Source organism: Streptomyces sp. PKU-EA00015 (assembly GCF_013387495.1).
In the GTDB taxonomy this organism is placed as follows: Bacteria; Actinomycetota; Actinomycetes; order Streptomycetales; family Streptomycetaceae; genus Streptomyces.
On record NZ_JABZEE010000001.1, the window covers coordinates 116,309 to 143,184 of the forward strand.

At 72.9% G+C, this 26,876-nt stretch carries 24 protein-coding genes and 1 pseudogene; 6 read left to right on the forward strand and 19 right to left on the reverse strand.

The window, feature by feature from the left end; translation table 11 throughout:
• The 3 genes from HW130_RS00525 to HW130_RS00535 form a co-directional block, all read right to left on the reverse strand.
• A complete protein-coding gene (locus tag HW130_RS00525; RefSeq protein ID WP_177147314.1) occupies positions 1–381 on the reverse strand; it encodes a hypothetical protein in 381 nt (126 codons plus the stop codon).
• Positions 382–613: 232 nt separating this feature from the next.
• Entirely contained in the window at positions 614–883 is a 270-nt protein-coding gene (locus tag HW130_RS00530) for a hypothetical protein (RefSeq protein WP_177147315.1), read from the reverse strand.
• Between the two features lie 149 nt (positions 884–1,032).
• Positions 1,033–1,860: a LytTR family DNA-binding domain-containing protein gene (locus HW130_RS00535; RefSeq protein ID WP_177147316.1), complete on the reverse strand. Its 828-nt coding sequence runs from the start codon at positions 1,858–1,860 to the stop codon at positions 1,033–1,035.
• A 447-nt stretch (positions 1,861–2,307) separates the two neighbouring features.
• Here HW130_RS00535 and HW130_RS00540 point away from each other — a divergent pair, with 447 nt between their 5' ends.
• Positions 2,308–2,979 (forward strand): anti-sigma factor, encoded by a 672-nt coding sequence (locus tag HW130_RS00540; RefSeq protein ID WP_177147317.1) that lies wholly within the window; start codon positions 2,308–2,310, stop codon positions 2,977–2,979.
• Positions 2,980–3,055: 76 nt separating this feature from the next.
• Here the strand turns inward: HW130_RS00540 and HW130_RS00545 are convergent, their stop codons facing one another.
• The 6 genes and pseudogenes from HW130_RS00545 to HW130_RS00570 form a co-directional block, all read right to left on the reverse strand.
• Positions 3,056–3,916 carry an Fpg/Nei family DNA glycosylase gene (locus HW130_RS00545; protein WP_177147318.1) on the reverse strand — a complete coding sequence of 287 codons (861 nt, stop codon included), beginning with the start codon at positions 3,914–3,916 and terminating at the stop codon, positions 3,056–3,058.
• A gap of 148 nt (positions 3,917–4,064) precedes the next feature.
• Positions 4,065–4,391, reverse strand: coding sequence for an L-rhamnose mutarotase (locus HW130_RS00550; protein WP_177147319.1), 327 nt, complete (start codon positions 4,389–4,391; stop codon positions 4,065–4,067).
• A gap of 82 nt (positions 4,392–4,473) precedes the next feature.
• Positions 4,474–5,439 (reverse strand): annotated as a pseudogene (locus tag HW130_RS00555) (aldo/keto reductase); the annotation flags it as partial.
• 125 nt (positions 5,440–5,564) lie between these two features.
• Positions 5,565–6,935, reverse strand: coding sequence for a wax ester/triacylglycerol synthase family O-acyltransferase (locus tag HW130_RS00560; protein WP_177147320.1), 1,371 nt, complete (start codon positions 6,933–6,935; stop codon positions 5,565–5,567).
• A gap of 102 nt (positions 6,936–7,037) precedes the next feature.
• Positions 7,038–9,110 carry a SpoIIE family protein phosphatase gene (locus tag HW130_RS00565; protein ID WP_177147321.1) on the reverse strand — a complete coding sequence of 691 codons (2,073 nt, stop codon included), beginning with the start codon at positions 9,108–9,110 and terminating at the stop codon, positions 7,038–7,040.
• 55 nt (positions 9,111–9,165) lie between these two features.
• Positions 9,166–10,320, reverse strand: coding sequence for a DUF6777 domain-containing protein (locus HW130_RS00570; protein ID WP_177147322.1), 1,155 nt, complete (start codon positions 10,318–10,320; stop codon positions 9,166–9,168).
• Between the two features lie 155 nt (positions 10,321–10,475).
• On the opposite strand from HW130_RS00570, the gene HW130_RS00575 reads away from it, so the two are divergent.
• From HW130_RS00575 to HW130_RS00585, 3 genes are read left to right on the forward strand one after another with little or no spacing between them, the layout of a single operon-like run.
• Positions 10,476–11,297 (forward strand): YndJ family protein, encoded by an 822-nt coding sequence (locus HW130_RS00575; RefSeq protein ID WP_177147323.1) that lies wholly within the window; start codon positions 10,476–10,478, stop codon positions 11,295–11,297.
• Positions 11,294–11,836 (forward strand): DUF1990 family protein, encoded by a 543-nt coding sequence (locus HW130_RS00580; RefSeq protein ID WP_177147324.1) that lies wholly within the window; start codon positions 11,294–11,296, stop codon positions 11,834–11,836. The genes HW130_RS00575 and HW130_RS00580 overlap by 4 nt, the downstream gene beginning before the upstream one ends.
• A 31-nt stretch (positions 11,837–11,867) precedes the next feature.
• Positions 11,868–13,274 (forward strand): lipase maturation factor family protein, encoded by a 1,407-nt coding sequence (locus tag HW130_RS00585; protein ID WP_177147325.1) that lies wholly within the window; start codon positions 11,868–11,870, stop codon positions 13,272–13,274.
• 119 nt (positions 13,275–13,393) lie between these two features.
• Here the strand turns inward: HW130_RS00585 and HW130_RS00590 are convergent, their stop codons facing one another.
• From HW130_RS00590 to HW130_RS00600, 3 genes are all read right to left on the reverse strand, one after another.
• Positions 13,394–13,564 (reverse strand): hypothetical protein, encoded by a 171-nt coding sequence (locus HW130_RS00590; protein ID WP_177147326.1) that lies wholly within the window; start codon positions 13,562–13,564, stop codon positions 13,394–13,396.
• 297 nt (positions 13,565–13,861) lie between these two features.
• Entirely contained in the window at positions 13,862–15,325 is a 1,464-nt protein-coding gene (locus HW130_RS00595; RefSeq protein ID WP_177147327.1) for an SDR family NAD(P)-dependent oxidoreductase, read from the reverse strand.
• A 93-nt stretch (positions 15,326–15,418) separates the two neighbouring features.
• On the reverse strand, positions 15,419–16,129 hold the full coding sequence (locus HW130_RS00600; protein WP_177147328.1) for a (2Fe-2S)-binding protein: 711 nt from the start codon (positions 16,127–16,129) through the stop codon (positions 15,419–15,421).
• A gap of 329 nt (positions 16,130–16,458) precedes the next feature.
• Here HW130_RS00600 and HW130_RS00605 point away from each other — a divergent pair, with 329 nt between their 5' ends.
• A complete protein-coding gene (locus tag HW130_RS00605; RefSeq protein ID WP_177147329.1) occupies positions 16,459–17,496 on the forward strand; it encodes a DMT family transporter in 1,038 nt (345 codons plus the stop codon).
• On the opposite strand, the gene HW130_RS00610 is transcribed toward HW130_RS00605, so the two are convergent.
• On the reverse strand, positions 17,377–18,705 hold the full coding sequence (locus tag HW130_RS00610; protein ID WP_177147330.1) for a transglycosylase family protein: 1,329 nt from the start codon (positions 18,703–18,705) through the stop codon (positions 17,377–17,379). The two genes, HW130_RS00605 and HW130_RS00610, sit on opposite strands and share 120 nt — an antisense overlap.
• A 569-nt stretch (positions 18,706–19,274) precedes the next feature.
• Here HW130_RS00610 and gndA point away from each other — a divergent pair.
• Entirely contained in the window at positions 19,275–20,717 is a 1,443-nt protein-coding gene (gndA, locus tag HW130_RS00615) for an NADP-dependent phosphogluconate dehydrogenase (RefSeq protein WP_177147331.1), read from the forward strand.
• Positions 20,718–21,200: 483 nt separating this feature from the next.
• On the opposite strand, the gene HW130_RS00620 is transcribed toward gndA, so the two are convergent.
• The 6 genes from HW130_RS00620 to HW130_RS00645 form a co-directional block, all read right to left on the reverse strand.
• On the reverse strand, positions 21,201–21,911 hold the full coding sequence (locus tag HW130_RS00620) for an aspartate/glutamate racemase family protein (protein ID WP_256355720.1): 711 nt from the start codon (positions 21,909–21,911) through the stop codon (positions 21,201–21,203).
• 49 nt (positions 21,912–21,960) lie between these two features.
• Complete coding sequence (locus tag HW130_RS00625; RefSeq protein WP_177147332.1) at positions 21,961–22,773, reverse strand: MBL fold metallo-hydrolase; 813 nt, start codon at positions 22,771–22,773, stop codon at positions 21,961–21,963.
• A gap of 226 nt (positions 22,774–22,999) precedes the next feature.
• Positions 23,000–23,341 carry a GNAT family N-acetyltransferase gene (locus HW130_RS00630; RefSeq protein WP_177147333.1) on the reverse strand — a complete coding sequence of 114 codons (342 nt, stop codon included), beginning with the start codon at positions 23,339–23,341 and terminating at the stop codon, positions 23,000–23,002.
• 72 nt (positions 23,342–23,413) lie between these two features.
• Positions 23,414–23,830, reverse strand: a complete 417-nt coding sequence (panD, locus tag HW130_RS00635) for an aspartate 1-decarboxylase (protein WP_177147334.1) — start codon at positions 23,828–23,830, stop codon at positions 23,414–23,416.
• An 827-nt stretch (positions 23,831–24,657) separates the two neighbouring features.
• Positions 24,658–24,900, reverse strand: coding sequence for a DUF5302 domain-containing protein (locus tag HW130_RS00640; RefSeq protein ID WP_177147335.1), 243 nt, complete (start codon positions 24,898–24,900; stop codon positions 24,658–24,660).
• 194 nt (positions 24,901–25,094) lie between these two features.
• Positions 25,095–26,510 (reverse strand): DEAD/DEAH box helicase, encoded by a 1,416-nt coding sequence (locus HW130_RS00645; RefSeq protein ID WP_177147336.1) that lies wholly within the window; start codon positions 26,508–26,510, stop codon positions 25,095–25,097.
• Positions 26,511–26,876: the final 366 nt, after the last annotated feature.

The following is a 26,876-nucleotide window of genomic DNA, read 5'->3' on the forward strand; positions in this document are numbered from 1 at the left end:
TCAGCGGCCTTCGACGAGCCTGGTGAAGTCGCGTTCGTTGCGCTCGGCCCGGCGCACGTACCGGCGGGCGGTCAGCCACATGACGGGGTAGACGCCGAAGCCGAGGGCGGCCCAGACGAACGGGGCCGCGGAGCCCGGGGACCCGCCGAGCACCGCGGGCAGGGCGAACAGGAGCGGCAGCGTGCCGACGAGGAGCACGAGGGCGCCGAGCGCGCCGAGGGCGGCCCGCAGCTGGCTGCGCATCAGGGAGCGCACGTAGGTGGTGCCGAGCGTTGTCTGCTCGCTGATCTCGAACCGTGCGGGCGCGTGGCCGGGGGGCCGCCGCGTGGCCCGCGGCACCCCGGTGACCACCTCGCGGCGAGGGGGCTGCTCTGGTGACATTCGTCCGTCCGCTCCAGCGTCTGTCGGCGAAGGCGGGTGGACGGGGAGTCTACGCAGCGGCGATCACGGCGGGTAGGGGCGAGCCGGCCGCGGACGCGGCCCGGCGCGACGGGCGGCCTGCTCCGGGACTCCGGGACTCCAGGACTCCAGGGCCGCCGTTCGGGCCGGGCCGGGGCGGGTGCGGTCAGTGCGGGCGCAGGCGGTGCGGTCAGTGCTGTGCGGGCGGGTGCGGTCAGTGCGGGCGCGGGCCCGCGCAGGCGCTGAGGGCGATCTCAAGTTCCACGTACGACTCCTCCGCCCGGCGGAACGCCACCTCCAGGGCCGCTTCGGTACGGGGACCCGCGAGGCCCCTGGACGCCTCGCGGATGCCCTCCAGCACATCCGCCCATCGGCCGGCCGCGCTGCGGGCGGCGGCGAGCAGTGCCTCCAGATCGGCCGGGCCCGAGGGAGGCGCCGAGGGCAGTCCGTTCAACTCGTCCAGCAGTGCTTCGATGTCGGACATCAGGCCCCTTCCTCCCCCGGAGTGATCAAGGTTAGGTCCCCCGGCGCGCGGCCCGGGAGGCCGGCGGAGGGAGCCTCGCCCAGCGGGGCGGGTCCGTCGCCGGGCGGCCCGCCGCCTGCGACGAACGGTTCCTCGCGACCGTCGAACGGTCAGCGCCGGACGCCGGGAGCGGGCCCGCCCGAGTCCTTGGGACCGCGCGGGAGCATCAGCAGGTCGCGCAGCTGGCGCGCGTGGCGGCGGCTCACCGCCAGCTCGGCGGTGCCCACCCGCACGGTCGTCGTCCCGGCGTCCAGGCGGAGTTCGTCGATGCGGCCGAGCGCGACGAGGTGGCTGCGGTGGATGCGTACGAAGCCGCGCGAGGCCCAGCGCTCCTCCAGCGTGGACAGCGGGATGCGGACCAGGTGGCTGCCCTCGGCGGTGTGGAGCCGTGCGTAGTCGCCCTGCGCCTCGACATAGGTGATGTCGTCGACCGGTACGAAACGGGTCACACCGCCCAGTTCGACGGGTATCTGCTCGGGGCCGGGGCCGGGCACCACCGTGGGAAGCGCAGCCGGCACGGGCTGGGGCCGCTGCGTGTCGCGCTGCGGGACGACCAGGTCCCGGACCCTGCGGACCGCCTCCGCCAGCCGTTCCCTGCGCACCGGCTTGAGGACGTAGTCGACGGCCTTGAGGTCGAAGGCCTGCACGGCGAAGCCCTCGTGCGCCGTGACGAACACGATGAGCGGCGGCCTGGCGAACCCGGCGAGCAGCCGGGCGACGTCGAGGCCGGTCAGCCCGGCCATGTGGATGTCGAGGAAGACGACGTCGATGGCGTCCTCGCTGTCGGGGCCCGCTTCGAGGGCCCGCCCGATGCGCCGGAGCGCCTCGGTGGCGTCGGTGGCCCCTTCGGCGCTGCGGATCCGGGAGTCGGCCCGCAGGAGGTAGAGCAGCTCCTCGAGCGCCGGTCTCTCGTCGTCGACAGCCAGTACGCGCAGCATGCTGCGGAGTTTAGGCCCTCTCTTTCGGATCTTGCCGGGCTCGCGTGCCCTGGCACCGCACCTCTCCCCCGTCGCCCTTCGGGCACGGGTGGGGGTACCTCCCGGCGGAGCCAGGGGGAGTGCCCCCAGCGTTGTCGTCAGTCGCCGACGCTCCGCGTGGACTCCATCCTCCGCCTTGCGATGCGTCCCCTAGGCCCCTGGGGGCCTGGGGAGACCCCATGCACCAGACCCTCCCCCTACGCCCTGCGGGCGTGGGGGGACCCCCACTCACTGATCCGGCCTGATCCAAAAGAGAGGACCTAGGCCCGCCCGGGAGCGAGGACCACGCCCCGGTCTCCGTACGCCTTTGCGATCGCGTCCGGCGCCTGGCCGCCGGGTTGAGCAGAGCGACTTCCTGCTGCGTATACCAGGGTGACCGCCCGTAACACGAAGAATCGAGGACCCCCCATGAGCCGCCAGCAGCCGCACGAGGATGTGGCCGCCTACGCGCTGGGCGTCCTGGAACCCGCCGATGCCTTCCGTTTCGAGGAGCATCTCGCCGAGTGCGTCATGTGCGCGGTCCGGCTCTCGGACTTCACCGCGGTCGCCCGGGCCGTGGCCGAACTCGCCGGTCCCGCCCGTGCCGACGCCCGCCCCTCGCCCCGCCTGCTGGACCGGCTCACGCAGCACGTGGTGCTGGAACGGCGGCGCACCCGCCGGCGGCGGCTGCGGCTGGCGGCCGCGGCGGCCGTGCTGGCCGTCGGCCTTCCCGCCGCCGTGGTCGTGGCCCAGGACGGCGGAGATCGGCCGGCGCCGCAGCGGGTCGTCGCGTCCGACCCGGAGACGGGCGTGCGGGCATCGGTGGCCCTGGAGGACCGGAGGTGGGGGACGTCGGTGGCGATGCGGCTGGCGGGTCTGCCGGGGCCGCGCACATGTCGGCTCGTTGCGATCGGCAAGGACGGGGTGGAGCATCCGGTGCTGAGCTGGTGGGTGCCGGCCGGCGGGTACGGCGTCGCCGACGGCCCCGGGTACGCGGGGCCTCTGGACATCGAGGGAACCACCGGCCTGCACACGGCGGAGATCGTCCGCTGGGAGGTGCGCGGCGACCAGGGCGAGCGACTGCTGTCGATCGGCGGCTGACCCGGGGGCGTACCGCGGGGGGCTCATGGCGCTTGTCGGAGGAACGCCGGGCGGGAAGGGGGAGCGGGAGGCGCCGTCACTTCAGCAGCCGCGAGAGCCTCCGGTCGGCGAGCGGCTTCCCGCCCGTCTGGCATGTGGGGCAGTACTGCAGGGACGAGTCGCTGAACGACACCTCGCGGATGGTGTCACCGCAGACCGGACACGGCTCCCCCGTGCGCCCGTGGACCCGCAGCCCGCTCTTCTTCTCCGACTTGAGCCGTCCCGCCGCCACGCCCCGCGAGCGTTCGACGGCCTCGGCGAGCGTGGTGCGCAGCGCCTCGTAGAGCACGTCGGTCTCGTGCTCGTCCAGGTTGTGGACCGGTTTGAAGGGAGACATCTTCGCCGCGTGCAGGATCTCGTCGCTGTAGGCGTTGCCGATGCCGGCGATCAGGCTCTGGTCGCGCAGCGCGCCCTTGATCTGGCGCCGCTCCCCCGCGAGCACGGAGGCGAAGGCGGCGCGGTCGAAGGAGTCGGCGAGCGGGTCGGGGCCGAGCCTGGACACGCCGGGCACATCGGCGGGGTCGCGTACGAGGTGCACGGCGAGACGCTTGGTGGTGCCCGCCTCCGTGAGGTCGAAGCCGCCACCGTCCGTCAGGACCGTGCGCAGGGCGAGCGGCCCCTTGCCCGGCCGGGGCGGCGCCGCGGGGAACTCGTCCTTCCACTGCAGCCAGCCCGCGCGGGCGAGATGGACGACGAGATGCAGGCCGCCGACGGTGATGTCGAGCCACTTGCCGTACCGGTCGACGGAGGTGACGTCGGCCCCCTCGATCGCGGTCAGCGGCGGGTCGTACGTCTTGAGGACACTGACGGCCACCGGCATGACACGGGCGACCCGTCGGCCGACGAGATGGCCGTCGAGGAACTCTCGGAGTGCTTCGACCTCGGGCAGTTCGGGCATGTCTCCACCCTGCCGCAGGGGGCGGCCCGCCGCACCAAGTGCGGCCCGTCCCACACGGGTGTCACACCCGTGGGACAGGGGGTTCGGATCATCCACTCCTGGTCCCGCACGGCGAGGTCCCACACATGATGGTGTCCGTCGACGACCGTCACCGGCTGTCCGCCTCCAGGTCCCATACGACGGGCAGGGAGGCGTCCTTGCCGTCGGACGAGCAGTCGTGGACGACGTCGAGGAGTCCGGCCATGCGCGCCTGCCAGGCGACGTTGACCGGCAGGTGCTCCAACTCGGCGAGCAGCCGCGCGTAGTCGGCGCAATCGAGGAGGTGGAACAGGTCGGTGCCGCTGCGCCAGATGGTCCAGGAGGTGACGCCGGCGGCGCGGATGGTGTCGGTGAGCGCCTCGGGCACCTCGCGGTGGGCCTGTTCGTAGGCGTCGGCGCGGTCGGCGCGGACCCTGGTGTGCAGGGCGACTCTCATCGGGTGACCTCCGCGTCATGGTGCGTGCCGGGCGACGCCGGGGCGGGAGGGGCGGCGGCTCGTCCGCCGGTCCGGGCACGGGCGGCGTCCCGGGCAGCAGTCCCTCGGCGCGCAGTTCGTCGTAGAGGGCCGCCGGGACAGGCGCGGCATGCAGCCGCGCCGCGTCGCGCACCTCGGCCGCGCTGCGGCAGCCGATCAGCGCACCGGCGACGGCGGGGTGCCCGAGGGAGTAGTGGAGGGCGGCGGCCCGCAGGGGTACGCCGTGCCGGGCGGCGATCTCCTCCAGACGCAGTGCGCGGTCGAGGACGGTCCGGGGGGCCGCGGCGTAGTCGTAACAGGCGCCCGGCCGGGGGTCGGCGAGCAGTCCGGAGTTGAAGACCCCGCCGACCACGACGCTCCTGCCCCGTGCGGCCGCCTCCGGCAGGAGCTCGGTCAGGGCGCTCTGGTCGAGCAGCGTGTACCGGCCCGCGCACAGGACGGCGTCGACGTCGGTGTCGCGCAGGAAGCGGGTGAGCATCGCCGGCTGGTTCATCCCGGCGCCGATGGCCCTGACGACGCCTTCGGCGCGGAGCTTCTCCAGCGCCGGGTAGCCGTGCCGGAAGGCCGCCTCCTCGTGGTCGTCGGGGTCGTGCAGATAGACGACGTCGACGCGGTCGAGGCCGAGGCGGGTCAGGCTGTCCTCGATGCTGCGGCGGATGCCGTCGGCGGAGAAGTCCCACACGCGGCGGTGGTCGGCGGGTACGGCGAAACCGTGGGCGAGGTCGTCGCCTTCGGCCGGACAGGGTTCGAGCAGCCGTCCGGCCTTGGTGGAGAGGGTGCAGCTGTCGCGGGGCCGGGCGCTCAGCGCCTGGCCCAGTCGCCGTTCGGACAGGCCCAGTCCGTAGTGCGGGGCCGTGTCGAACGAGCGGATGCCTGCGTCCCAGGCGGCGTCGACGGCGGCGGTTGCCGCCTCGGCGTCGACGGGGGCGTAGAGGTTGCCGAGCGCTGCGGCGCCGAAGGAGAGTCGGGTGATCTCCACCGTGCTGCGTCCGAGCGTGCTGCGTCGCATCCCGTTGCTGCCCCTTCGCCGTGGGTCCGGGCGACCTCCGATCACCACATATTCATCGGATCACTACGACGGACTCAACAGCTGTGCACGGGAATGCCGGCAGCCCGCCCGGCTATCGGTCCGATCTATCGGACCATTCCTGCGGGGGATCCGTCGCTGCCGACGAGGCTCAGCAGCGCGTCCAGCTCCTCCCGCGCCGCATGCGCCAGACGGTCGAGGTCGGGCAGCGCCTTGCCGTCGGCGACCAGCCCGATGTGCACCTGACCGCCGTACGTCGACATGGCCACCGCCAGCGCCTGTCCCCGGGCGAGCGGCGCCATCGGGTAGATCTCGCGCAGGGGGCAGCCGCCGAGGGACAGGGCCGATCGGGGCAGCGGCACGCTGGTGACGAGGACGTCGAAGAGCATCCGTGCGGCGCCGCCCGCGATCGGGGCTCCGAAGCGGTGGGCCAAGGGCGGCAGTTGATCCGCGAGCAGCGCGACCGCACCGGCTCCGCGCGCCGGCCCCGCCGCCTTGTTGCGGTCCATGGCCTCGCGGACGGAGGCGAGGCGCGCCAGCGGATCCGGCTCGGCGACGGGCAGCTGGAGCAGGTAGGCGGACAGTTTGTTGCCCGAGCCCGAGGGGCTGCCCGGGCGGCGGCGCGAGACCGGCACCAGGGCGCGGGGACCAGCGGCGGGCAGCCGTTCGCCGCGCTCGTGCATCCAGCGCCGGAGCGCGCCGGCGACGACGGCGAGCAGCACGTCGTTGGCGGTGCCGCCCGCGACCCGGCGCACCTGCTGCACGTCGTCCAGCGGAAGCACGGCGGTGCCGAGCCGTCGCGTGCCGCTCGGGGCCGCGGTCAGGGCGGGCAGTCCGCGCGGGTCGAGCCGGCTGGCCCGTACGACGGAGGCGCCGACGCCGACCGCGCGTCCCAGCTCCTCGATACGGCTCTGGGCGAGGTCGGCGAGCACGCGGGGCCCGGCGAGCCAGGAGCGCGGGGGCACGGGGCGCGTGCGGCGGGTACCGGTACGGCGGGCCTCGGCGATCTCGTCGAAGATCCCCGCGCCGATGGCGACGGCGCGCATGCCGTCGGCGAGGGCGTGGTGGAGTTTGACGAGCACGGCGAAGCATTCGCCGCGGGGGTCGCGCAGGAGGTACATCTCCCACGGGGGCAGACCGCGCTCGAGCGGACGCTCCATCAGCTCACCGGCCACGGCTGTGACTTCGGCGGTGAAGTCGTCACCGGTCAGGCACACGTCCCGGACGTGGCGTCGCACGTCGAAGTCCTTGGCGGCGCTCCAGGCGGCTCCGCCGACGGGGAGCAGGACGTCGCGGACCCGCATCCTCAGCCGGGGAATGGCGGCGGCCCGGTCCGCGAGCAGGTCGAGGACGCCGTCGGCGCCCCCGCCGCCGGGCGGGGCGCCGAAGAGGGCGAGGGCGCCGAGGTGCATGGGATGACCGGCGGATTCCAGATGCCAGAACGCCAGGTCCAGCGGGGCGAGAAGCTCAGAGCTCACGTGGTCCTCATGTCTCTGGGAGGCCGGGAGTCGCAGTCAACATCTTCCCGACGGTTACGGTCAAGTATGATCGCTTCACGGACAGTTAACAGACGCCGACGATCAGATCCGCGGCCGGTCCGGAATGAGGAACTCGCACCACACGCACTTGCCGCTGCCGCGCGACTCCACGCCCCACGACTCGGACAGCCGGTCGACCAGCATCAGACCCCGCCCCGACACTCCCGACTCCCCCGCGTCCCGCCTGCGCGGCAGCGCGCTCGAGCGGTCCTCGACCTCCACCCTCATCCGCCGTTCGATGCCCGACAGCACCCGCACGGTGACGACGGCCCCGCCGTCCGTGTGCAGCAGCGCGTTGGTGATCAACTCGTCCGCGGCCAGCTCGACCTCGTCCGCCCGCTCGTGCGCACCCCAGGCCCGTACGGCGGCGCGGACCATGTGCCGGGACGAGCGCAGCGCCTCCGGGTCGTTCTGTCCGACGTGCTGCTGGAGGCGGCCGAACACCTGAGGCGCGTAGTTCCCCTTGCGGCGCAGCAGCAGGATGGCCACGTCGTCGTCACCGCCGCGCTCGTCGACGACCTCGCACAGCTGGTCGGCGAGCAGTTGGAGATCGTGTGGACCGTCGTCCACCAGAGCGGCCAGGAGCTGCATCCCGTCGTCGAGATCGGCGCCGGGCTGTTCGACCAGGCCGTCCGTGTAGAGCAGCAACGTCTGTCCGGGATCCAGTTCGACGGTGCTGACCGTGTATTCGAGCCGGCCGAACTCGGCGGAGAGCCCGAGCGGCAGCCCGCCGGGCACCGGCAGCCTGCGGCAGCTGCCGTCCTGGTTCCTGATCAGCGGGTCGACATGACCGGCACGCACCATCTGCACCACCCCGGTGGTCAGGTCCACCTCGGCATAGGTGCAGGTCGCGAACCGGTCGGTGTCGAGCTCGTGGAGGAAGACCGACGATCTGGCCATCACCGTGGCGGGGGTGTGGCCCTCGGCCGCGTAAGCCCGCAGGACGATGCGCAGCTGGCCCATGACGGCGGCGGCGTGCGTGTCGTGGCCCTGTACGTCGCCGATGACGGCGCCGACCCGGCCGCCCGGCAGCGCGATGATGTCGTACCAGTCGCCGCCGATGTCCTGGCCGAGGCGGGCGGAGCGGTAGCGCACGGCGATCTCGGCGCCGGGCACCTCCGGGATACGACGGGGCAGCATCGCCTGCTGCAGCCCTTCGGCGAGGTCGTGCTCCTGCTCGTACAGGACGGCGCGCTGGAGGCTCTGCGCGATGCTGCTGCCGAGTGCGACCAGCAGATTGCGTTCCTCCGGCGTGAAACCGATCTTGTCGCGGTACAGCAGGCCGAGTGCCCCGATGGGCCGGGCCTGGGCGATGAGCGGCAGATAGGCGGCGGCGGAGATGTCGCGGTCGCCGATCGCGTGCCAGAGCCGGGGGTAGGACTCGGCGAAGTCCTCCTTGGACTCGATGAACCGCGGGGCGAGCGTGCGCACCACCTCGCTCATCGGGTACTGGTCGTCGACGCGGGTGTAGCGGGTGCCCGGGACGAAGGAGCCCTCCGGCCCCTCGGCGACGAGGCGGATCCTCCCCGATTCGAGCAGGCCCATCACCAGGCTGGTCGCGCCGAGATGTTCGAGGCCGTGCGAGTTCTTCAGCAGCTCGATGACGTCCTGGACGGTGCGGGCGTGGGCGAGCGCGGCCGTCGTGGTCTCGACGACGCTGGTCTGACGGCGGCGTTCCTCGTCGACCTCGACGCGTGCGCTGGAATCGGCGAGCTCCTGGGTCGCGTCCCGCACGATGCCGATGATGCGGACCGGACGACCGCTCTCGTCGCGGCGCACGCACGCCTGGGTGTGCGTCCAGCGCAGGGTCCCGTCGCGGCAGCGGATGCGGAAGTAGGCGCCGTAGTGGTCGCTCCCGCGCTTGAGTGCCTGCGCCACCATGCTGTCGAGGCGGACGGCCTCGTCCGCCGGCACCCGAGCGGCCAGGCTCGCCGGGTGACCGTCGTACTCGTCCGGGTGCAGATCGAACACATCGAGGCCGGGCTCGTCCACGTGCATCAGACCGGTGGTGAGGTCCCAGTCGAAGCAGCCCATGCGATTGAGCGTCAGGCTCACGTCCGCGTGCGCCGGCCAGTCGTCGGGGAGCGACAGGGCACCCGCTGCCCGATCAGCCATGGAGCCACTCTGCCATCATTCGGCGCATTCCACGAGCGGATCGGGCAGGGTCCCCTCAGCCCTGGTAGGGGGCCGGCGCCACGTCGTCCGGGGCCGGTGCCATGTCGTCCGCGGAGGGCGGCAAGGTGTCCTCGGAAGGCGGCACCGGGTCCGGCTCGACCGGCGCCTGCGGCTCCGCGTCCGGGACCGGCGGGTCGGCCGGCAGGGGCTCGAACCCATCCTGCGGATCCTGGGGCAGGTCCGCGAAGGGCTCGTCCACCGGGTCCCGCGGTGCGGCCGGCGCCTGCGGCGCGGGCACCGCGTTCTGGGGGGCCGGGACGTCGGGCGCCGGAGCCTGGGGCGAGGGCCTGCCGTCGGGCCCGGCGGGTCCGACAACGCCGGAAGAGGCGCCCTGGTCGGCCGAGCCGGCGGATTCGGAACGCGTCAGGTCCATGAAAACCTCGTCGGGGTCGACGGGCGGCAGGACCTCGGGCCGGGTGTCCTCCTCACCGTCGGTGCCGGCGGGCCGTTCGATCCAGGTGCCGTCGGCGGTGTTGACGATCAGCAGGTTGTTGACGACCTGGACGGCCGGCTTGATCACGAGGGCCCGGTCGGCGCGGTAGCCCGGCCACGCGTCGCCCTTGGTCGCGACCGTGCGCTTGACGGCGACCGGCGGCTTCAGCGGGTTGCCGCCGGCGCAGCGCACCCGGGGGGCGCCGTACTGGTCGACGAGCACAGCGGTGCCGGTCTGGAGGACGGCCTGGTAGGCGGCCGCCCTGCCGTCGCGGAAGGAGTGGCCGGTGATGCGGGTGTCGGAGCGCAGCACGACGGACGTGAGGCCGCGCAGGAACTGGGGGATGTCCGCCCGGTCGATCCCGGCGCCCTCGGCGAAGGCGCGGGCCTTGTCCTGGTCGCCGCCGAGGAGGCGGACCTGGGCCTCGACGTCGCAGCTCGCGATCGCGTGGGTGCCGGCGTACAGCCCGGGCGTCGAGCCCGACAAGGTGCGCAGGGTCGTGCCCGTGCCGGACAGGCTCCTGGGTGCCGCGGTGACGAGCGGCGGTGCGAAGGCGGGCGTGGGGAGGGCGGTCGACGCCGTGAAGGGATCGGAGCCCTTCGCCGCGAGCGGCTGGAGGAGCACCTCCTGCGAATCCGCCGCCCGGCTCTCGCCGCCGCATCCGGCAGCCAGGGGCCCTACACACAGCACGGCGACCGCCGCGAACAAAGGACGCATCGGTGAGCGCACCAAGATCTCCCGCCTTCCGCAACTCGAGATGTCCCTCAATTTCTGACGGATGGACAGACGGGGCGCGACTTGAACACGTTCAGTTCAACCTCTAGGCTCCACTCCAAGGAATTGAACATGTTCAAGCCTGGGGTGGGTGCCTGATGTCCGCACTGGTCAACCTGATCGTGATGCTGGGAATGCTCTTCGTGGTGCCCGCGGGGCTGCGTCTGATCGACCCGGTCCGGCTCGCGTCCGTTCGGCGGACATGGCCGCTGTTCGCGTCGGCGGGAGCGGTCGCCCTGTGGCTGCCCCGCGGCGCGGCCGCCGTCGCGCTCGCCGGCGTCTACGCCGTGGGCACGCTGGTGCTGGCCGCCCAGGCCCCGAGGCGGCTGCTGCGCACGCGGTCGCTCGCCCCGGCGGAGTTCGCCGTGCTCACCGCGCTGGTGGCGCCCTCGGTCGCGGGCGTCGCGCTGGTCGCCGAGCGGGCGGGTCACGAGCTCTTCGGTTTCTCCCTGCGGATCCTGGCGCTCACCGTGCCCCACTTCCACTTCGCGGGCTTCGCGGCGGCGCTGGTGGCGGGCCTGGTGTGCCAAGCAACCGACGCAACCGGGCTCGCCCGGTTCTCGGCCCTGAGCGTGCCGGCCGGCACCCTGCTCGTCCTCGGCGGTTACTTCACCGGCGATTGGGCCGAACTGGCCGGGGCACTGGTACTGACCGCCGGCATGTGGGCCGTGGCACTGCTGACCTGGCGCGACGTCCGCGGGGGCGAACGGGACCGCGGCACGCGGGCGCTGCTCGGTGTCTCGGCGACCGTGCTGGTGGCGACGATGCTGCTCGCACTGACCTGGGCCGTCGGCGAAGCGGCGGACCTCCCCCACCCGAACCTGACCTGGATGGCCGCCACCCACGGCCTCGGCAACGCTCTGGGCTTCGGGCTCTGCTCGGTGCTCGCCTGGAGACGACTGAAGGAGACTGCCGCATGAACCGCCCGGACGCCCGAGGCTCGCTCACCTACCCCGAGACCGGCGCCACCCGGCACGGCCCGCTGCCGGACGGCTACCACCACCTGCACCACACGGCCCGCATCGGCCGCGGTCGCGCGGCCTTCGAGGCGGCCGGGGCCGCTGTGACCGGATGGGGCATGCACCGCGGTTCCGGAGCCCGGGTGCGTGCCACCGCCGACCGGGCCGAGGCGGGAGTGGGCGTCCAGATCGCGCTGGGCGCCGGGCCGCTGCGGCTGACCGCGCCGTGCGAGGTCATCTGGGCGGTGTACGAGAAGGACCGGACGGGTTTCGCGTACGGAACGCTGACTGGTCACCCGGAGTGCGGCGAGGAGGCGTTCACGGTCGATCTGCACGACGACGGCTCGGTGTGGTTCACGGTCCTCGCGTTCAGCCGTCCCGCCGCCTGGTACACCCGGCTCGCCGGGCCGCTGGTGCCCGTGGCCCAGCGGCTCTACGCCCGGCGGCTCGGGCGCACGCTGCGCGGCATCGCCGCCGCGGCCGGGCGCCCGGCCGGCTGATCACCGGGGCGGCTGTCCGATACTGGGAGGGATGGAGTGGTTCGGCGACGATGCCTACTGGCTGAGCCGGCTGGTTTTCCAGCGGGCTCTCGCCGCCGTGTACCTGGTCGCCTTCCTCTCGGCGGCGCTGCAGTTCCGCGCGCTGATCGGCGAGCGGGGCATGCTGCCGGTGCCGGCGTTCCTGCGCCGGGTGCCCGTCCGCGAGGCGCCGACGCTGTTCCGGCTGCACTACTCGGACCGCTTCTTCGCCCTCGTCGCCTGGACCGGCGTCCTGCTGTCGGCCGCGCTGGTCGCCGGCGCGGCCGACGACATCCCGCTCGGCGCCGCGATGGCGTGCTGGGCGGTTCTGTGGGCGCTGTATCTGTCCATCGTCAACGTCGGCCAGACCTGGTACGGCTTCGGCTGGGAGTCCCTGCTGCTCGAGACCGGGTTCCTCGCGGTCTGGCTCGGCAATGAGCGCACCGCACCCCCGGTGGTCGTGCTCTGGCTGCTGCGCTGGGTGCTGTTCCGGGTCGAGTTCGGCGCCGGGCTCATCAAACTCCGCGGCGACCTGTGCTGGCGCGAGCTGACGTGCCTGTACTACCACCATGAGACCCAGCCGATGCCCGGCCCGCTGAGCTGGTTCTTCCACCATCTGCCGAAGCCCGCGCACCGCGTGGAGGCGGCCGCCAACCATGTGGTGCAGCTGGTGGTGCCCGTCCTGCTGTTCACTCCCCAACCGGTGGCGAGCGTCGCCGCGGGCCTGATCGTGGCGACCCAGATGTGGCTGGTGCTCTCGGGCAACTTCGCCTGGCTGAACTGGCTGACGATCGTGCTGGCCCTGCCCGCCGTCGACGGCTCGCTGATCGCGGACGGCCCCGAACTGCCGGACGCCCCGCTGTGGTACGCGGTCCTGGTGCTGACCGTGGCCGCGGGGCTGTTGGCCCTGAGCTACCGGCCCGTGCGCAACCTGCTCTCGCGGCGCCAGGCCATGAACCGGTCCTACGACTCCCTCCATCTGGTCAATTCGTACGGGGCGTTCGGGACGGTGGGCCGGGTCCGCTACGAGATCGTGGTGGAGGGCACGGACGAGCGCGTGGCCCACGAGGGCACGGTGTGGCGCGAGTACGGCTTCAAGGGCAAACCGGGCGATGTCCGCAGGCTGCCGCGCCAGTTCGCGCCGTATCACCTGCGGCTCGACTGGATGATGTGGTTCGCCGCGCTCTCCCCCGCCTACGCCCGCTCCTGGTTCCTGCCGTTCGTGGAGCGCCTGCTGGACGGTGACCGGGACACGCTGCGGCTGCTCGCGCACAACCCCTTCCCGGACGCCCCGCCGGTGCAGGTGCGCGCGCGGCTGTACCACTACCGGTTCACGACCTGGCAGGAGTGGCGGCGGACGGGGGCCTGGTGGCACCGCACCGCGATACGGGACTTCCTGGGGCCGACGAGGCTGCGCTGAAACGAGGAGGCTGCGCTGAAACAGCGGGTGTGCCGCGCCCGGTCGCCTGGGCGGGCAGTCACGGTGAACACACGCGTGCCCCCTGCCGGGAAGGCAGGGGGCACGGGGCGAAGCGCCGATCAGTCGATGCCGGGAAGGATGTGCGGCTCGGCCAGGTCTTCCTCGTATCCGGCGAGCCGGATGGGGGCGGAACGGGCCCAGACCTCGAGGTTGCGGAGCTCCTCGGTCTTGCCGGGCGGTTCGGTGCCGTTCTCCGACGGCCGCTTCTCATGCTTCGCGTCTGGTGTCACCGCGCACTCCTCTGTGTCGCGTATGTGGGACAGGGCAGTTGGGTCGCGGTGGCGCCGTCAACTCGGGCGGGACCGCGGCCTGGTTGCAAGCCTGTCCCAGGACGGCCGAAGGGGACTTGTGGATCCCTTGGAGGCCGTCCGTTCACCCCAGGGTAACCAAATGAGCGGACCCCCGCTCGATGGGGCCAATAATGCGGCTCAATTCACGCCAACAACCCCCTTCAGATGGACAACGGCCGGTGCACCTGCTGGTGCACCGGCCGAAGGGGGTGGAGCTATGGGCGAGTTGCCCGATTGTTACCAGTTTGCGGGAGCGTAGTCCTTGAGGAAGCAGCCGAACAGGTCCTCGCCGCTCTCGCCGCGGACGATCGGGTCGTACACGCGGGCGGCTCCGTCGACGAGATCGAGCGGGGCGTGGAAGCCCTCCTCCGCCAGACGCATCTTGTCCGGGTGGGGGCGCTCGTCGGTGATCCAGCCGGTGTCCACGGCGGTCATCAGGATGCCGTCGCTCTCGAACATCTCCTGCGCGCTGGTGCGGGTGAGCATGTTGAGCGCGGCCTTGGCCATGTTGGTGTGCGGGTGGCCCGCACCCTTGTAGCCGCGGCTGAAGACGCCCTCCATGGCGGAGACGTTCACCACGTACTTGCGCCGGCCCGCGGCGGCCGCCATCACCGGGCGGAGCCTGCTGATCAGGATGAACGGGGCGGTGGAGTTGCAGAGCTGCACCTCGAGCAGCTCGACCGGGTCGACCTCGGAGACCGTCTGGATCCAGCTGTTCGTGTCGTGCAGGTCCGGGACCAGGCCGCCGGCGTCGATGGCGGTGCCGGCCGCGATGCGCTCCCGGGACGCGGAGCCGCTGACCAGCGCGAGGTCGGTGACGTCCTGGGCGCTCAGGCCCTCGCCCCGGGACGAGGGCAGGGCGGCGACGGCATCCACCGCGCCGCTGCCGAACGTGCCGATGACCTGCGCGGGCGGCAGCTCGCCCGCCGGCAGCGGAGCCGCCTCGGCCGCGACGAGCTCGCTGTACGCCTGGGGCGAGCGGCGCACGGTCTGGGCCGCGTTGTTGATCAGGATGTCGAGCGGGCCCTCGCCGGCGACGGAGTCGGCCAGGGCCACGACCTGCGCGGGGTCGCGCAGGTCGATGCCGACGATCTTGAGCCGGTGGATCCACTCGTCACTGTCCGGCATGGCCTTGAAGCGGCGGATGGCGTCGTTGGGGAAACGCGTGGTGATGGTGGTGTGGGCGCCGTCGCGCAGCAGCCGCAGCGCGATGTACATGCCGATCTTGGCCCGGCCACCGGTGAGCAGGGCCCGCTTGCCGGTCAGGTCGGCGCGGGCGTCACGGCGGGCCCGGTTGTCGGCCGCGCACTTCTGGCAGAGCTGGTGGTAGAAGGCGTCGACCTCGATGTAGCGGGTCTTGCAGATGTAGCAGGAACGGGGTCGCTGGAGTATGCCCGCGATCTCGCCCACGACGGACGAGGACGGCAGCAGCCCCTGCGTCTCGTCGTCGATGCGCTCGGCGGAGCCGGTGGCGGTGGCCTCGGTGACGGCCCTGTCGTGCGCGGTCTTCGCGGCCCGGCGCTCCTGGCGGCGGCGCTGCTTGACCGTCCGGTAGACACCGGCGGTCGCGCGGCGCACGGCGATGGCGTCCGGGTGGTCGATCTCCAGCTTGTCCAGCTCTTCGAGCACGCTCAGGCAGACGGCCAGACGCTCGGGGTCGATGCCCGGTCCGTCCACCGGGCTGTCCTCTGTGACGGTCATGGCCTGTGTTGTTCCTCGATCACTCGAATGCCGGAGTTTCAAAAGCGCGATTTTACTGAGTGAAGGGGTGCCGGCCAAATGACGAGCGTCACGTCATGCCCGGCCTCGGCTCTGCCGACGGCCCGGCGGCCGGTCGAACACGCAGTCGCCGCACAGCCCGCCCGACGGACAGCGGTAGTACAGGCAGCAGGTACGGCGCCGCAGCGCGGGACCGTGCACCGTCCCGGCCAGTCCGGGGCCGGCGAACAGCTCGCCCGCGAGCGAGGCCGCCCGCTCGGCCGCCTCGGGCCGCCCGGTGCGCCGCGACCACGCCATCAGCTCCCGTACCGCTCCCGCGAGGGCGGAGCCCGCGTTGCCCCACAGCAGCCGCGATGAGACACGGGTGTCGCGCCGCACTGCCTCGGCGAGGGGGACGAGGTGCCGCAGCTGCACGGTCTCGCGGACGGTGGCCGCGTCCGCGGTGAGCCAGCGGACCTCCCGCAGCACCAGATCGTCGGGCGCGCTCCTGGCCGGATCCCAGTGCAGCAGGGCCGGGTCGAGGTCGGGCACGCGGCCGTGGAGCGCCACGCAACCGAGGGCCACCGACCACAGGCGGGCTGCGAGCCCGAGGTGGGCGACCGAGGCGGCGACGCGGCGCTCGGGCGCGCGCAGCCCGGCGGCGACCGTGTCGACGCGCACGGTGAGCAGGGGACTCCGGCCCGCGTACACGTCGGCGAGCGGACGGTGACCGGGCTCCGGCTCGCCCGCGCGCAGCGCGAAGAACCCGCCGACGGACGCCGTCTCGGCCAACAGCGTCGGATCCATGCCGCTCCCCCGCTCTCCCACCCGTTCCGGCCCGCCGAAAATCCGGTGACGGCGCACCGGATCACCGTAAGGATGTCGCGGAGTCCGGTGGCGGACGACACCGGTGTCCCGCAGACGCGGCCGTCACCGGCCGTGCCGCGCGGGGCAGGGGTGCAAAACGGATACTGGGGATGAACCCGTGCGGCGGGCGGGCCGGTGGTCCCCCCGGCCCGCCCGCGCCCCCGCCGGAAGGGGGATCCGGGACGTCCTCCCGTACTACCCCGGCAGTACGGACAAGTGCCTGCTCAAGAACGACGACGTGGAAGCAGAAGGGGGACAGGGTGGTCACCATGAGCTCCCTCGCGCTGTCCGTGCTCCTGTCCCTGGTCTCCGCGGTCGCCTACGCGGCCGGCGCGATCCTCCAGGAGCACGTGGCGACCACCACGCCGTCCCGCCCCTACGCGCCGCTGAACCACGCCGGCTGGTGGGTGGCCGTCGTGCTCAACGGCGTGGGCGCAGTGCTCCACGTCGTGGCGCTGGCGTACGGGCCGCTCAGTGTCGTGCAGCCGCTCGGCGCGCTCACGATCGTGTTCGCGCTGCCGATGGCCGCGGTGTTCGTACGACGCGGGGCCGGCGCTGCCGCATGGCGCGGCGCGATCATGGCGACCGTCGGGCTCGCGGGGCTCCTCGCGCTCACCGGGGGCTCCGCCTCCCAGTCCCTGAGCGGCGCGGAACGCGCGGTGCTCGCTGCGGTGACGCTCGGCGCCGTGGCCCTGCTCTTCCTGGGCGCCCAGGGGGTGCACCGGCCGATCGTCCGCAGCGTGCTGCTGGCCGGTGCGGCGGGTGTCGCCTTCGGCATCGCCTCCGTGTTCACCAAGACCGTCGCCGTCGACTGGGACTGGGCCGCGCCGCTGACCCAGTGGCCGAGCCTGCTCGTCGTGGCCGTGTTCGCGGTCGGCGGGCTGCTGCTGTCCCAGGCGTCGTACCGCGGAGCCGGGCTCGCGGCACCGCTCGCCACGGTCACGGTGGTCAACCCCGTGGTCGCCGCGGCGGTGGGGATCACGCTGTTCGGCGAGGACTTCCGCTACGGCGTCGCGGGCACGGTGCTGGCGCTCGGCTGCGGTGCGGTGGCCGCGGGCGGGCTGATCCTGCTGACGATCGAGCGGCTGGGCAACGGTGTGCAGCCCCCGCAACGGCACGCTCGCCGTGGACGTCCGGACACGCACGTGCCGCTGCGGGGCGATCGCGTCGCCGCCCAGCGCGCCGGCTCAGATCGACACGCCGCCGGCCCTGAGGTAGGCGAGGGGGTCGATGTCGGAGCCGTATCCGGGTCCGGTGCGGATCTCGAAGTGCAGATGCGGTCCCGTGCTGTTGCCGGTGGATCCTGAGCGCGCGATCCGCTGACCCGACGTCACCTTCTGGCCGGCGCGCACGGTGAGCGCCGACAGATGCGCGTACTGGCTGTACCTGCCGTCGCGATGGCGTATGACGATCTCGTAGCCGTACGCGCCGGCCCAGCCGGCCGACACCACGGTGCCCGGCGCGACGGCCTTCACGGAGGTCCCGGTGGGCACGGGGAAGTCCACGCCCGTGTGGTACCCGCTCGACCAGGAGGAGCCCGCCTTGCGGTACGCGGTCGACGGGCCGGCGGCCACGGGTGCGCTGAAGCCGGCGTGCCGGTCGGGCGCGGCCTCGGCCGGGGTGCGCGGCTTGGGCTCGGTCCGCGGTTTCGGCGCCTGCCGCTGGGGCTTGCGCGGTTCGGCGGACCGCTTCTGGGACCGCTGGTCAGGCTTCGCCGCGGGGCCGCCGCGCTGCTCGGGCTTCGCCGAGGGGCCGCGCCGCTCGGGTGCTGTGCGTTCCCGGCCGCCGGACCGCGGGGCGTCGGTGCTCTCGCCGCCGGCGGCGCGTTCCTTGCTGCCGGGGCGCTTCTCGGCCGGAGCAGCCGGCGCGGCCGGTGCCGCCGGAGCCCGCAGGACGAGCCGCTGGCCGGGGAAGATCAGATCGGGGTCGTCACCGACCACGGCGCGGTTCTGCGCGTACAGCCGCTGCCAGCCGCCCCTGACCCGCTCCTGCTGGGCGATGCTGGACAGCGAGTCCCCGCGGGCGACCGTGTAGCCCTCGCGCCGCGTCGGCACGGTCGTGGGCGACGCGGCGTGTTCGGATCCGCGCAGCCGCTCCGGCTCGGCGGGTCCCGCCGGCGCGATGCCCGGTGCGTCCCCACCCCGGGCGAGCCCGGCACGCTCCGAACAGGTGGGCCACGCGCGCGGGCCCTGGCCTTCGAGGACCTTCTCGGCGACGGCGATCTGCTGGTCCTTGGTGGCGAGGTCGGCACGCGCGGCGTACCGCGTGCCGCCGTACGCCTCCCATGTGGCCCGGCTGAACTGGAGCCCGCCGTAGTGGCCGTTGCCGGTGTTGACCTTCCAGTTGTTCGTGGACTCGCAGGCCGCGACCTTCTCCCAGGCGTCGACGGACGCCGCGTGGGCCGATCCCGCGCCGATGAGGGGCAGCGCCATGCCCGCGCCGCCCGCGGTGACGGTGAGCGAAGCGCGGTTGATACGACTCGGCTGATATCGACGGTGCCGACCGGTTCCGGCCATGGTGTGCTCCCCCACTACATGTAGGTCACGCATGCAGGTCATGCCGCAGGCGGCCAACGTAGGGGCGGAATACGGAGGGTGACAAGGTTTCAGCCCGAGAGTGTCCGGAAAGGTGCCCCGGCCCCGGCCGAAGTCGCATCGCCGGGGCCAGGACACGGTTCACGGCTCCACCACGATCTTGCGGCCGCGGCCCGCCGGAACTGCTTTGGTGCTGCATGGCGGGCCCGTCGTCCGTTCGGGCCCGTGCGTCGTTTGTCCAAGCAACCGAGGCGGCCGGCCCAGCGTCTTCGCCGGCCGGGGTGTGCCCGTTCCTGCCCGTTTCGCCGAGCCCGTCGTCGCTGGTCGGCCGCCTGCGCGCGGGCGCGACGGGCCCCGTCGGCGCCCGCTTCGCACGTGACGGAGTCCGAACGGTGCCCGAGTGTGGCACTAGGGGGGCCGGGCAGAGTGCGCAACGCCGCCCGAGCGTCGAGGATCGGTGAATGGCCGCGGCCGCCCGCACGTATGCGTATCCGGAACAGCGGGCAGTGACGGCACGGACGGATCTTCCGACGGACTCCAGGAGCACACGCATGAGTGGTACAGCCCAGATCGGTGTCACGGGACTCGCGGTGATGGGCCGCAACCTCGCCCGCAATTTCGCGCGCAACGGGCTCACCGTGGCCGTGCACAACCGCACCGCGGTACGGACGCGCGCGCTGGTCGGGGAGTTCGGTGACGAGGGCACGTTCGTCGCGGCCGAGTCGGCCGAGGAGTTCGTCGCGGCGCTGGAGCGGCCCCGCCGGCTGGTCGTGATGGTGAAGGCGGGCGAGGCCACGGACGCGGTGATCGAGGAGTTCGCGCCGCTGCTGGAGGAGGGCGACGTCATCATCGACGGCGGCAACGCCCACTTCGCCGACACCCGCCGGCGCGAGAAGGAGCTGCGGGAGCGCGGCATCCACTTCGTGGGCGTCGGCATCTCCGGCGGGGAGGAGGGCGCGCTGAACGGGCCCAGCATCATGCCGGGCGGTTCGGCCGAGTCGTACGCCTCGCTGGGCCCGCTCCTGGAGAGGATCGCCGCGAAGGCCCCGGACGGGACGCCGTGCGTCACCCACGTCGGTCCCGACGGCGCGGGCCACTTCGTCAAGATGGTCCACAACGGCATCGAGTACGCCGACATGCAGCTGATCGCCGAGGCGTACCACCTGCTGCGCGCGGTCGCCGGATACTCACCGCAGCAGATCGCCCGGACGTTCCGCGACTGGAACACGGGGCGGCTGGACTCGTACCTGATCGAGATCACCGCCGAGGTGCTGGCGCACACGGACGCGGCGACGGGCGAGCCGTTCGTGGACGTGGTCACCGATCAGGCGGAGCAGAAGGGCACGGGCCGCTGGACCGTGCAGATCGCGCTCGACCTGGGCGTACCGGTGTCGGGGATCGCGGAGGCGGTGTTCGCCCGTTCGCTGTCGGGCCACGCCGGGCTGCGCGAGGCGTCCCGGGCGCTGCCCGGCCCTGTGCCGGAGCCGCTGGGCGCCGACGAGGCGGCCCGGTTCGCCGACCGGGTCGAGCAGGCGCTGTACGCGTCCAAGATCGTGTCGTACACGCAGGGCTTCCATCAGGTGCGGGCCGGCAGCGAGGCGTACGGCTGGGACGTCGACGCGGGGGCGGTCGCGGCGATCTGGCGGGCCGGGTGCATCATCCGCGCGGCGTTCCTGGACCGTATCCGCGCGGCGTACGACGCCCAGCCGGACCTGCCGAGCCTGCTGTCGGACAAGCAGTTCGCGGAGGAGATCGGGGCGGCGCAGGACGACTGGCGCGAGGTGGTCGCGACGGCGGCGCGTCAGGGCGTGCCGACGCCGGGGTTCGCGGCGGCGCTGGCCTACTACGACGCGCTGCGCGCGCAGCGGCTGCCCGCGGCGCTGACGCAGGGCCAGCGCGACTTCTTCGGCGCGCACACCTACCGGCGGACCGACCGGGAGGGCTCGTTCCACACGTTGTGGGGCGGTGACCGCTCCGAGGTGCGGTCGGACTGAGGCCGCTCCTCCCGGCGGGCGGCCTTCCATGCCCCCGGACCGGCCGCGCCGGCGGCCGGTCCGGGGCCGGGTCCGGTCAGGCAGGGCCCGGCTGGGGTTCGGGAGGCGGTACGGGTTCCGGCGCGGGTCCCGGCGGCGTGGGGATCGGATCCGGTGTGGGGCCCGGCTGGGGCGTCGGCGTCGGCACCGGCCCGGGCAGCGGCCCCGGGTCGGGGGGCACGCCGGGATCCGGTGTGGGGACGGGAGGTGCGGGATCGGGGTGGGGGTGGGTCATGCCGGACCTCCAGGGTGCGAAGTCGTGCGTTCCCAGTCTCTACCGGTGCGCGTTCCCACCCTCGCCGGGTCCAGTCGTCAGGCCACCGGATGCGGGGAAACCGAAGGCCACGGACCGGATGCGGGGATGCCGTCGGACGGTCGTCAGGCCACCGGATGCGGGGAAACCGAAGGCCACGGACCGGATGCGGGGATGCCGTCGGACGGTCGTCAGGCCACCGGATGCGGGGAAACCGAAGGCCGCGGGCCGGATGCGGCGGTGCCGTCGCACGCCGTGCGCGCCGGTGCCGGGCCGGCGGACAGCGCGGCCTCGGCCGCGGCCCGCAGTCCGGGCTCCGGGCTGGAGAGCACCGGCAGCGCCGTCCGCGTCCGGGCCGCCGCGTCCGCCATCGACGCCTGGGCCAGCACGACGACGTCCGCATCGCGCACCCCGTCGACGGCGGCCGCGACAGCGTCGAAGTAGCCCTCCCGGTCCCCCGCCTCGAAACGCTCCCAGGCGTCCTCGACGACCAGTGTCCGCAGCCGTGGCTCACGGCCGCGGGCCTCCTCGCGGACGAGGGCCGCGGTAGGTTCCAGCGTGCTGGCGACGGTGGCCACGATCACGACCCGCTCCTCGCGTGCCGCGGCGGCGCACATGGGCCTGTCGACCCTCAGTACGGGGACGCCGGCCCGGTCGGCGGCCGCCTCGGCCACGCCGCCGATGGTCGAGCACGTGCACAGCACGGCATGGGCGCCGTGAGCGGCGGCGCCGGCGATCACGTCGGCGACGGCGGCCGCGACCGCGTCCGGACCGTCGCGCCGGGCCCGCGCGAGCAGGTCCTCGTCGACGAGGTGGCGGAGCGGCAGGGCGGGGTGGTGGGTGTCGCGCAGGGCGTCGAAGACCGGGACGTGGACCGGGGATGTGTGCAGCAGTGCCAGCATGCCGGAATCGTAGGGGTACCGCCTCGCACGGGGAGGCCGGCACCGGGGCTCATCGAGGGGCGCCTCCCGGTTCGAAGCCGGCGAGCAGTTGCTCCAGCGCCTGCTGGTCGGGGCCGACGAACGCATCCGCTTCGGGCGCCGCGGAGATGTTGTCGATCATCTGCTGGGCGAGGCCGAGCGCGGGAGGCAGGTGGGTGCTCAGCACCGCCTCGGGCTCCATCTCGCGCAGCGGCCGCACACTGGCCGCGTACTTCTCGGGGTCGACGCAGTGGATCCAGGGACTGTCGACGGTGGCCCACAGCAGTTGCCCCGCCCGCAGCTCGTCGTCCTTGATGTCGCCCGCGGTGGCTCCACCGGCGAGGTCGGCGCTGGCGATGGGAGCGCCGAAGCAGTCGGAGCTGAAGCAGGCGGCCGACTTGTCGTCGTAGAAGCCGACCGTGGCGGGGTTGTCGAACAGCGGTGGCCGGAAGGCGTGCAGGACCCGGTCGCCGACGTCGAGGGACTGCCCCGGGTTGAGCAGGAAGACCCGGTCCAGGGGCAGGGGGCGCTCGGTCGACATGATGCCGACCGCCAGGTACGTGGTCACGAGGCGCGCCCGCGGCGCCGCGGCCAGCAGCGCGAACAGGCCGCCCGTATGGTCACGGTCGGGGTGCGTGAGCCAGATCCAGCGCACGTCCTCGGGGTCGACGACGCTGCCGACCATGTCGAGAAAGGTGCGGTCGGGCAGGCCGAGTCCCGTGTCGACGACCACGGGTTCGGCCGCGTGGAGCACGAACGCGTTGACCGTGAGGTAGCCGATGCCGGGTACCGGCAGGTGGTCGCCGAGGACGCTGATCTCGTGTCCGATTCGGTGAATGGCCATGACTTCTCCGGGAACCCCCCGCGTGCAGGGATCGGATCACGGCTCACAGCGTCGCCGCGGTCACGCGCAGGCCCTGTGCAGTTGAGGCATGCCCCCCGGGCCGACATCAGTACTTCTGTCTCACAGTGTCCCCCCGTGGGGCCGGGCCCGCTGCCGCACAAGGTCCCGGCATGCCCCGGGACCGGCGGTCGGACCACCGGTCCGGGGGCTCACCGTGCCCTTGTCGTCACAGCTCCGGGTGTGCCTTGACCTGCTCCTCGGCCTCCCGGACGAGATCGGCGGGCGCGGCCGGCGCCTCGTCGGGGTGCTTCAGCGCCCACTTCGCGGCGTACGGGCACAGCGGTACGACGGGGACGTTCTCGCGCGCCGCCGTCGCGTAGAACTCGCGCACGAGGGCGCCCCCGATGCCCTGGCCCTCGTGGCCCGGCTCGACCACGGTGTGCACGGCGACGAGTGCGGCGGTGTCGCCGGCCAGCACGAAGTACGCGATGCGGCCGGCCACCTTCCCGTCCAGGTGCGCTTCCAGCAGCCCTGCGGACCGGTTGTCGCGGATCTCGATCTCTCCCACGGCGGGGTTCTCTCCTCGATGCGTCGGACGGGCCGCCGACGGGCGGTCCCCGCCGGCGGTGGAACGAGGGGGTCAGACGACGGCGTGGGGGCTGCGCGCGGTGTCGGTGCCCGGCACGGGGGCGGAGGCGTCGGCACCGAGGGCCACGATCCGGTTACCGGCGTCGACGTGGACGACGCTGGGCACGAGGGCGCGCGCCTCGGCGTCGTCGACCTGGGCGTAGCTGATGAGGATCACGAGGTCGCCGGGGTGGACGAGGTGGGCGGCCGCCCCGTTGATGCCGATGACTCCGCTGCCGCGCTCGCCCTCGATGACGTAGGTCTCCAGGCGGGCACCGTTGGTGATGTCGACGATGTGCACGAGCTCGCCGGGCAGGAGATCGGCGGCGTCCATGAGGTCGCGGTCGACGGTGACGGAGCCGACGTAGTGCAGGTCGGCCTGGGTGACGGTCGCGCGATGGATCTTGGACTTGAACATGGTGCGCAGCATTTGGTACTCCACAAGGGTTGGCTCCCTGCCTGCTTTTGCAGGTCAAGGGCGTTTCTCACTCTACCTCGACACGGTTTTCCAACGGGGTGCCGACCATGGTCAAAGGCGCCGAAGCTGACCAGTCGCTGACTTACCTGACGACGCGTCCGCCATGAAGTCGAAAGGACCCTACGCCACAGACGCGGTCTGTGCTCGTGAGAGCCGTCACATCACGGGGCTGGATCGCAGCGCTTCGTCAGTCGGCTCCAGAGCGCGGAGGCTGAGCGTTCGGCCCGGTATGGAGGGCGACGCGCCACGACGGGCGTCCTCAGCAGCTCCTCCATGACCAGACGGTCTGCAGGGAGGACAAGCAGCGGTAGCTGCAGGGCACTTGCTGCTGCATGGTGCGGGAGACGGCGAGGGGGTGCCTGTTATGCCGGTGGCCAACCGGGACATGTCCTCGGCGCGTCTGTCGAAGGCGACGATCCGCGGGACCGGGACGCGCTGCGCGCCGCAGGTAAAGAAGTGGACGCCGCGGCGTTGCAGCCGCCGGGAGTCGGGAAGGCGGCGACGCCGCCGATGGTGCAGATCTGCAGGATGTGGCTGCATCCCGCTACGCCCTGGCCATCGTCCAACGTGGTCGACCGGACGCCCTGGCCGGAATGCCAGTGCGGCGGCGCCACCGACCCGCGCCGACCGCGGCTGCCACTGCCACAGGCGAGAACCCCGGCTACGCCTCGCCCGCAACGCGCACAGGCGTATGCGCACGTTGGGGCGACTGCTCGGCGGGCGCGAGTGGGTAGCGCTCAGGGTGCTGCTGCAGCGGCCAGCTCCCGGAACTGATTGACTCAGCCGCCGCTCTTGCGCCTGAACGACCGCTGGGTCGCAGCCGGGCCGTGCGCCGCACGCACCTTCGACGCATCCGGGTTGGCGGCAGCATCGGCCGCGTCCGCCTGCGCACCGCGCTTGCGCGCCAGGGCTTCGCGGAACTTGCGCTTGAGGTCGTAGTTGCCGTCGCTGTCCGGCGCCAGAGGGGATGCCTCGGGGGCAGCCGGCTCCGAACCTTCCGTAGTTGCGGGCTCTGCGGTCATGGTGACCTCCTGGGTTCGGGGGTGGGCCAGCACAGCTTGTCATGCCGGGCGTAGTGCGGGGCGCCCGGCAACATCACCCTGCTCCGCGCGGCCGAGGGCGTTCGCTTCGTAGGGAGAGGCACAGGACGGGCTTCGGGCCGGGCCGAGGGTTGTCGATCCCTTGGCCCGGACTTTCCCTGCCAGGGCAACGGCTCTCAGCCGTTGCGACGTACGAGGGCGGCCTTGCGGGCCTCGGCGAGCTTGCGGGCCTCGCCGGCCTTTCGGGACTTGCCGCCGGCGCCGCGGGAGGTGTCCTTGCTGGTGCCGAGGCCGCGGAAGGGAGCGTTGCTGTTCTTGGGCCGGGGGACGGCGGGCCCGCCGTCGAGCGGGGTGCCCGAGGGAGCCCTGGCGCCGGTGATCCGGCTCAGTTCCGCCTCGCCCGAGCGCACCTTGGTGACGGTCGGCTCGATGCCGGCCCCGGCCATCATGCGGCTCGTCTCGCGGCGCTGGCCCGCCAGCACGAGCGTGACCACTCTGCCGGACTCACCGGCGCGTGCGGTGCGGCCGGCCCGGTGCACGTAGTCCTTGGGGTCGGTGGGCGGGTCGACGTTGACCACGAGGTCGAGGTCGTCGACGTGCAGGCCACGGGCCGCGACATTGGTCGCCACCAGAACGGTGACCTGGCCGCTCTTGAACTGCGCCAGGGTCCGTGTGCGCTGTGGCTGCGACTTGCCGCTGTGCAGGGCCCCGGCGTGTACCCCGCTGGCCCGCAGATGCCGGGTGAGCTGGTCGACGGCGTGCTTGGTGTCGAGGAAGAGCAGTACGCGGCCGTCGCGGGCGGCGATCTCCGTGGTGACGGCGTAGCGGTCAGGGCCGTGGACGACCAGAACGTGGTGCTCCATCGTCGAGACCGTGCCCGCTGAAGGGTCGACCGAGTGGACGACGGGGTCATGGAGGTAGCGGCGGACCAGCTGATCGACGTCGCGATCCAAAGTGGCCGAGAACAGCATCCGCTGACCGTCGGGGTGCACCTGGTCGAGCACGTCGGCAACCTGCGGCAGAAATCCCAAGTCGCACATCTGGTCGGCCTCGTCCAGCACGGTGATCCTCACCCGTCCCAGGCGGCAGGCGTTGCGCTCGATCAGGTCGTGCAGGCGTCCGGGGGTGGCGACGACCACCTCGGCTCCCTGGCGCAGCGCGGCGACCTGCCGGCCGATCGACATGCCGCCGACGACCGTGGCCATCCGCAGCCGCAATGACTCGGCGTACGGCGCCAGCGCCTGGGTGACCTGTTGGGCCAGCTCCCGGGTGGGCACAAGGATCAGAGCGAGGGGCTGCTTCGGTTCGGCACGCCGCCCGGCCGTCCGGGTCAGCAGCGGCAGGCCGAAGGCGAGCGTCTTGCCCGATCCGGTGCGCCCGCGCCCAAGGACGTCGCGCCCCTCCAGGGCATCGGGCAGAGTGGCGGCCTGGATCGGAAAGGGTTCGCGCACCGCGAGTCCGCTCAGTGTCCGCAGCACCTCCACCGGCAGTTCCAAGTCGGCGAAGGAGACGGCCGGGGGGCGCGCCGCAGTCGTGGCCTCGGACCGGGCGGGACCGCCGTGAGCGATGCCGGAGTCGTCGGGATGCTTCATGAACAGCCTTCCGCAGGGGGACGTACCGAGGAAGGCCCGGCAGGATTGAACAGCCAACGAACAAGCGGAACCGCACAGGCAAAATCGCCCACCGCGACGACCACGCAAACGCATGACATTAACACAAGGCATGACATCGCGTCGGGAGGGGCACAGGCACGAGTACGTCCTCGACCTGTGCCCCCTGCGCCAGGCGCCGCCGGCCGAGCGGCACGGCGTGGACGAGCAGGCCACCTGCCTGGGCAACCGCACCGGCGCCTACACCCTGCCCACGAACGGCAAGATCGGCAGCAGCGACCTTGGGAGCGTCCCGGCGGACGGCACGGGAAACCCGCGTCTGCTGATGCGGGCGCCTCGTCGCCGGAG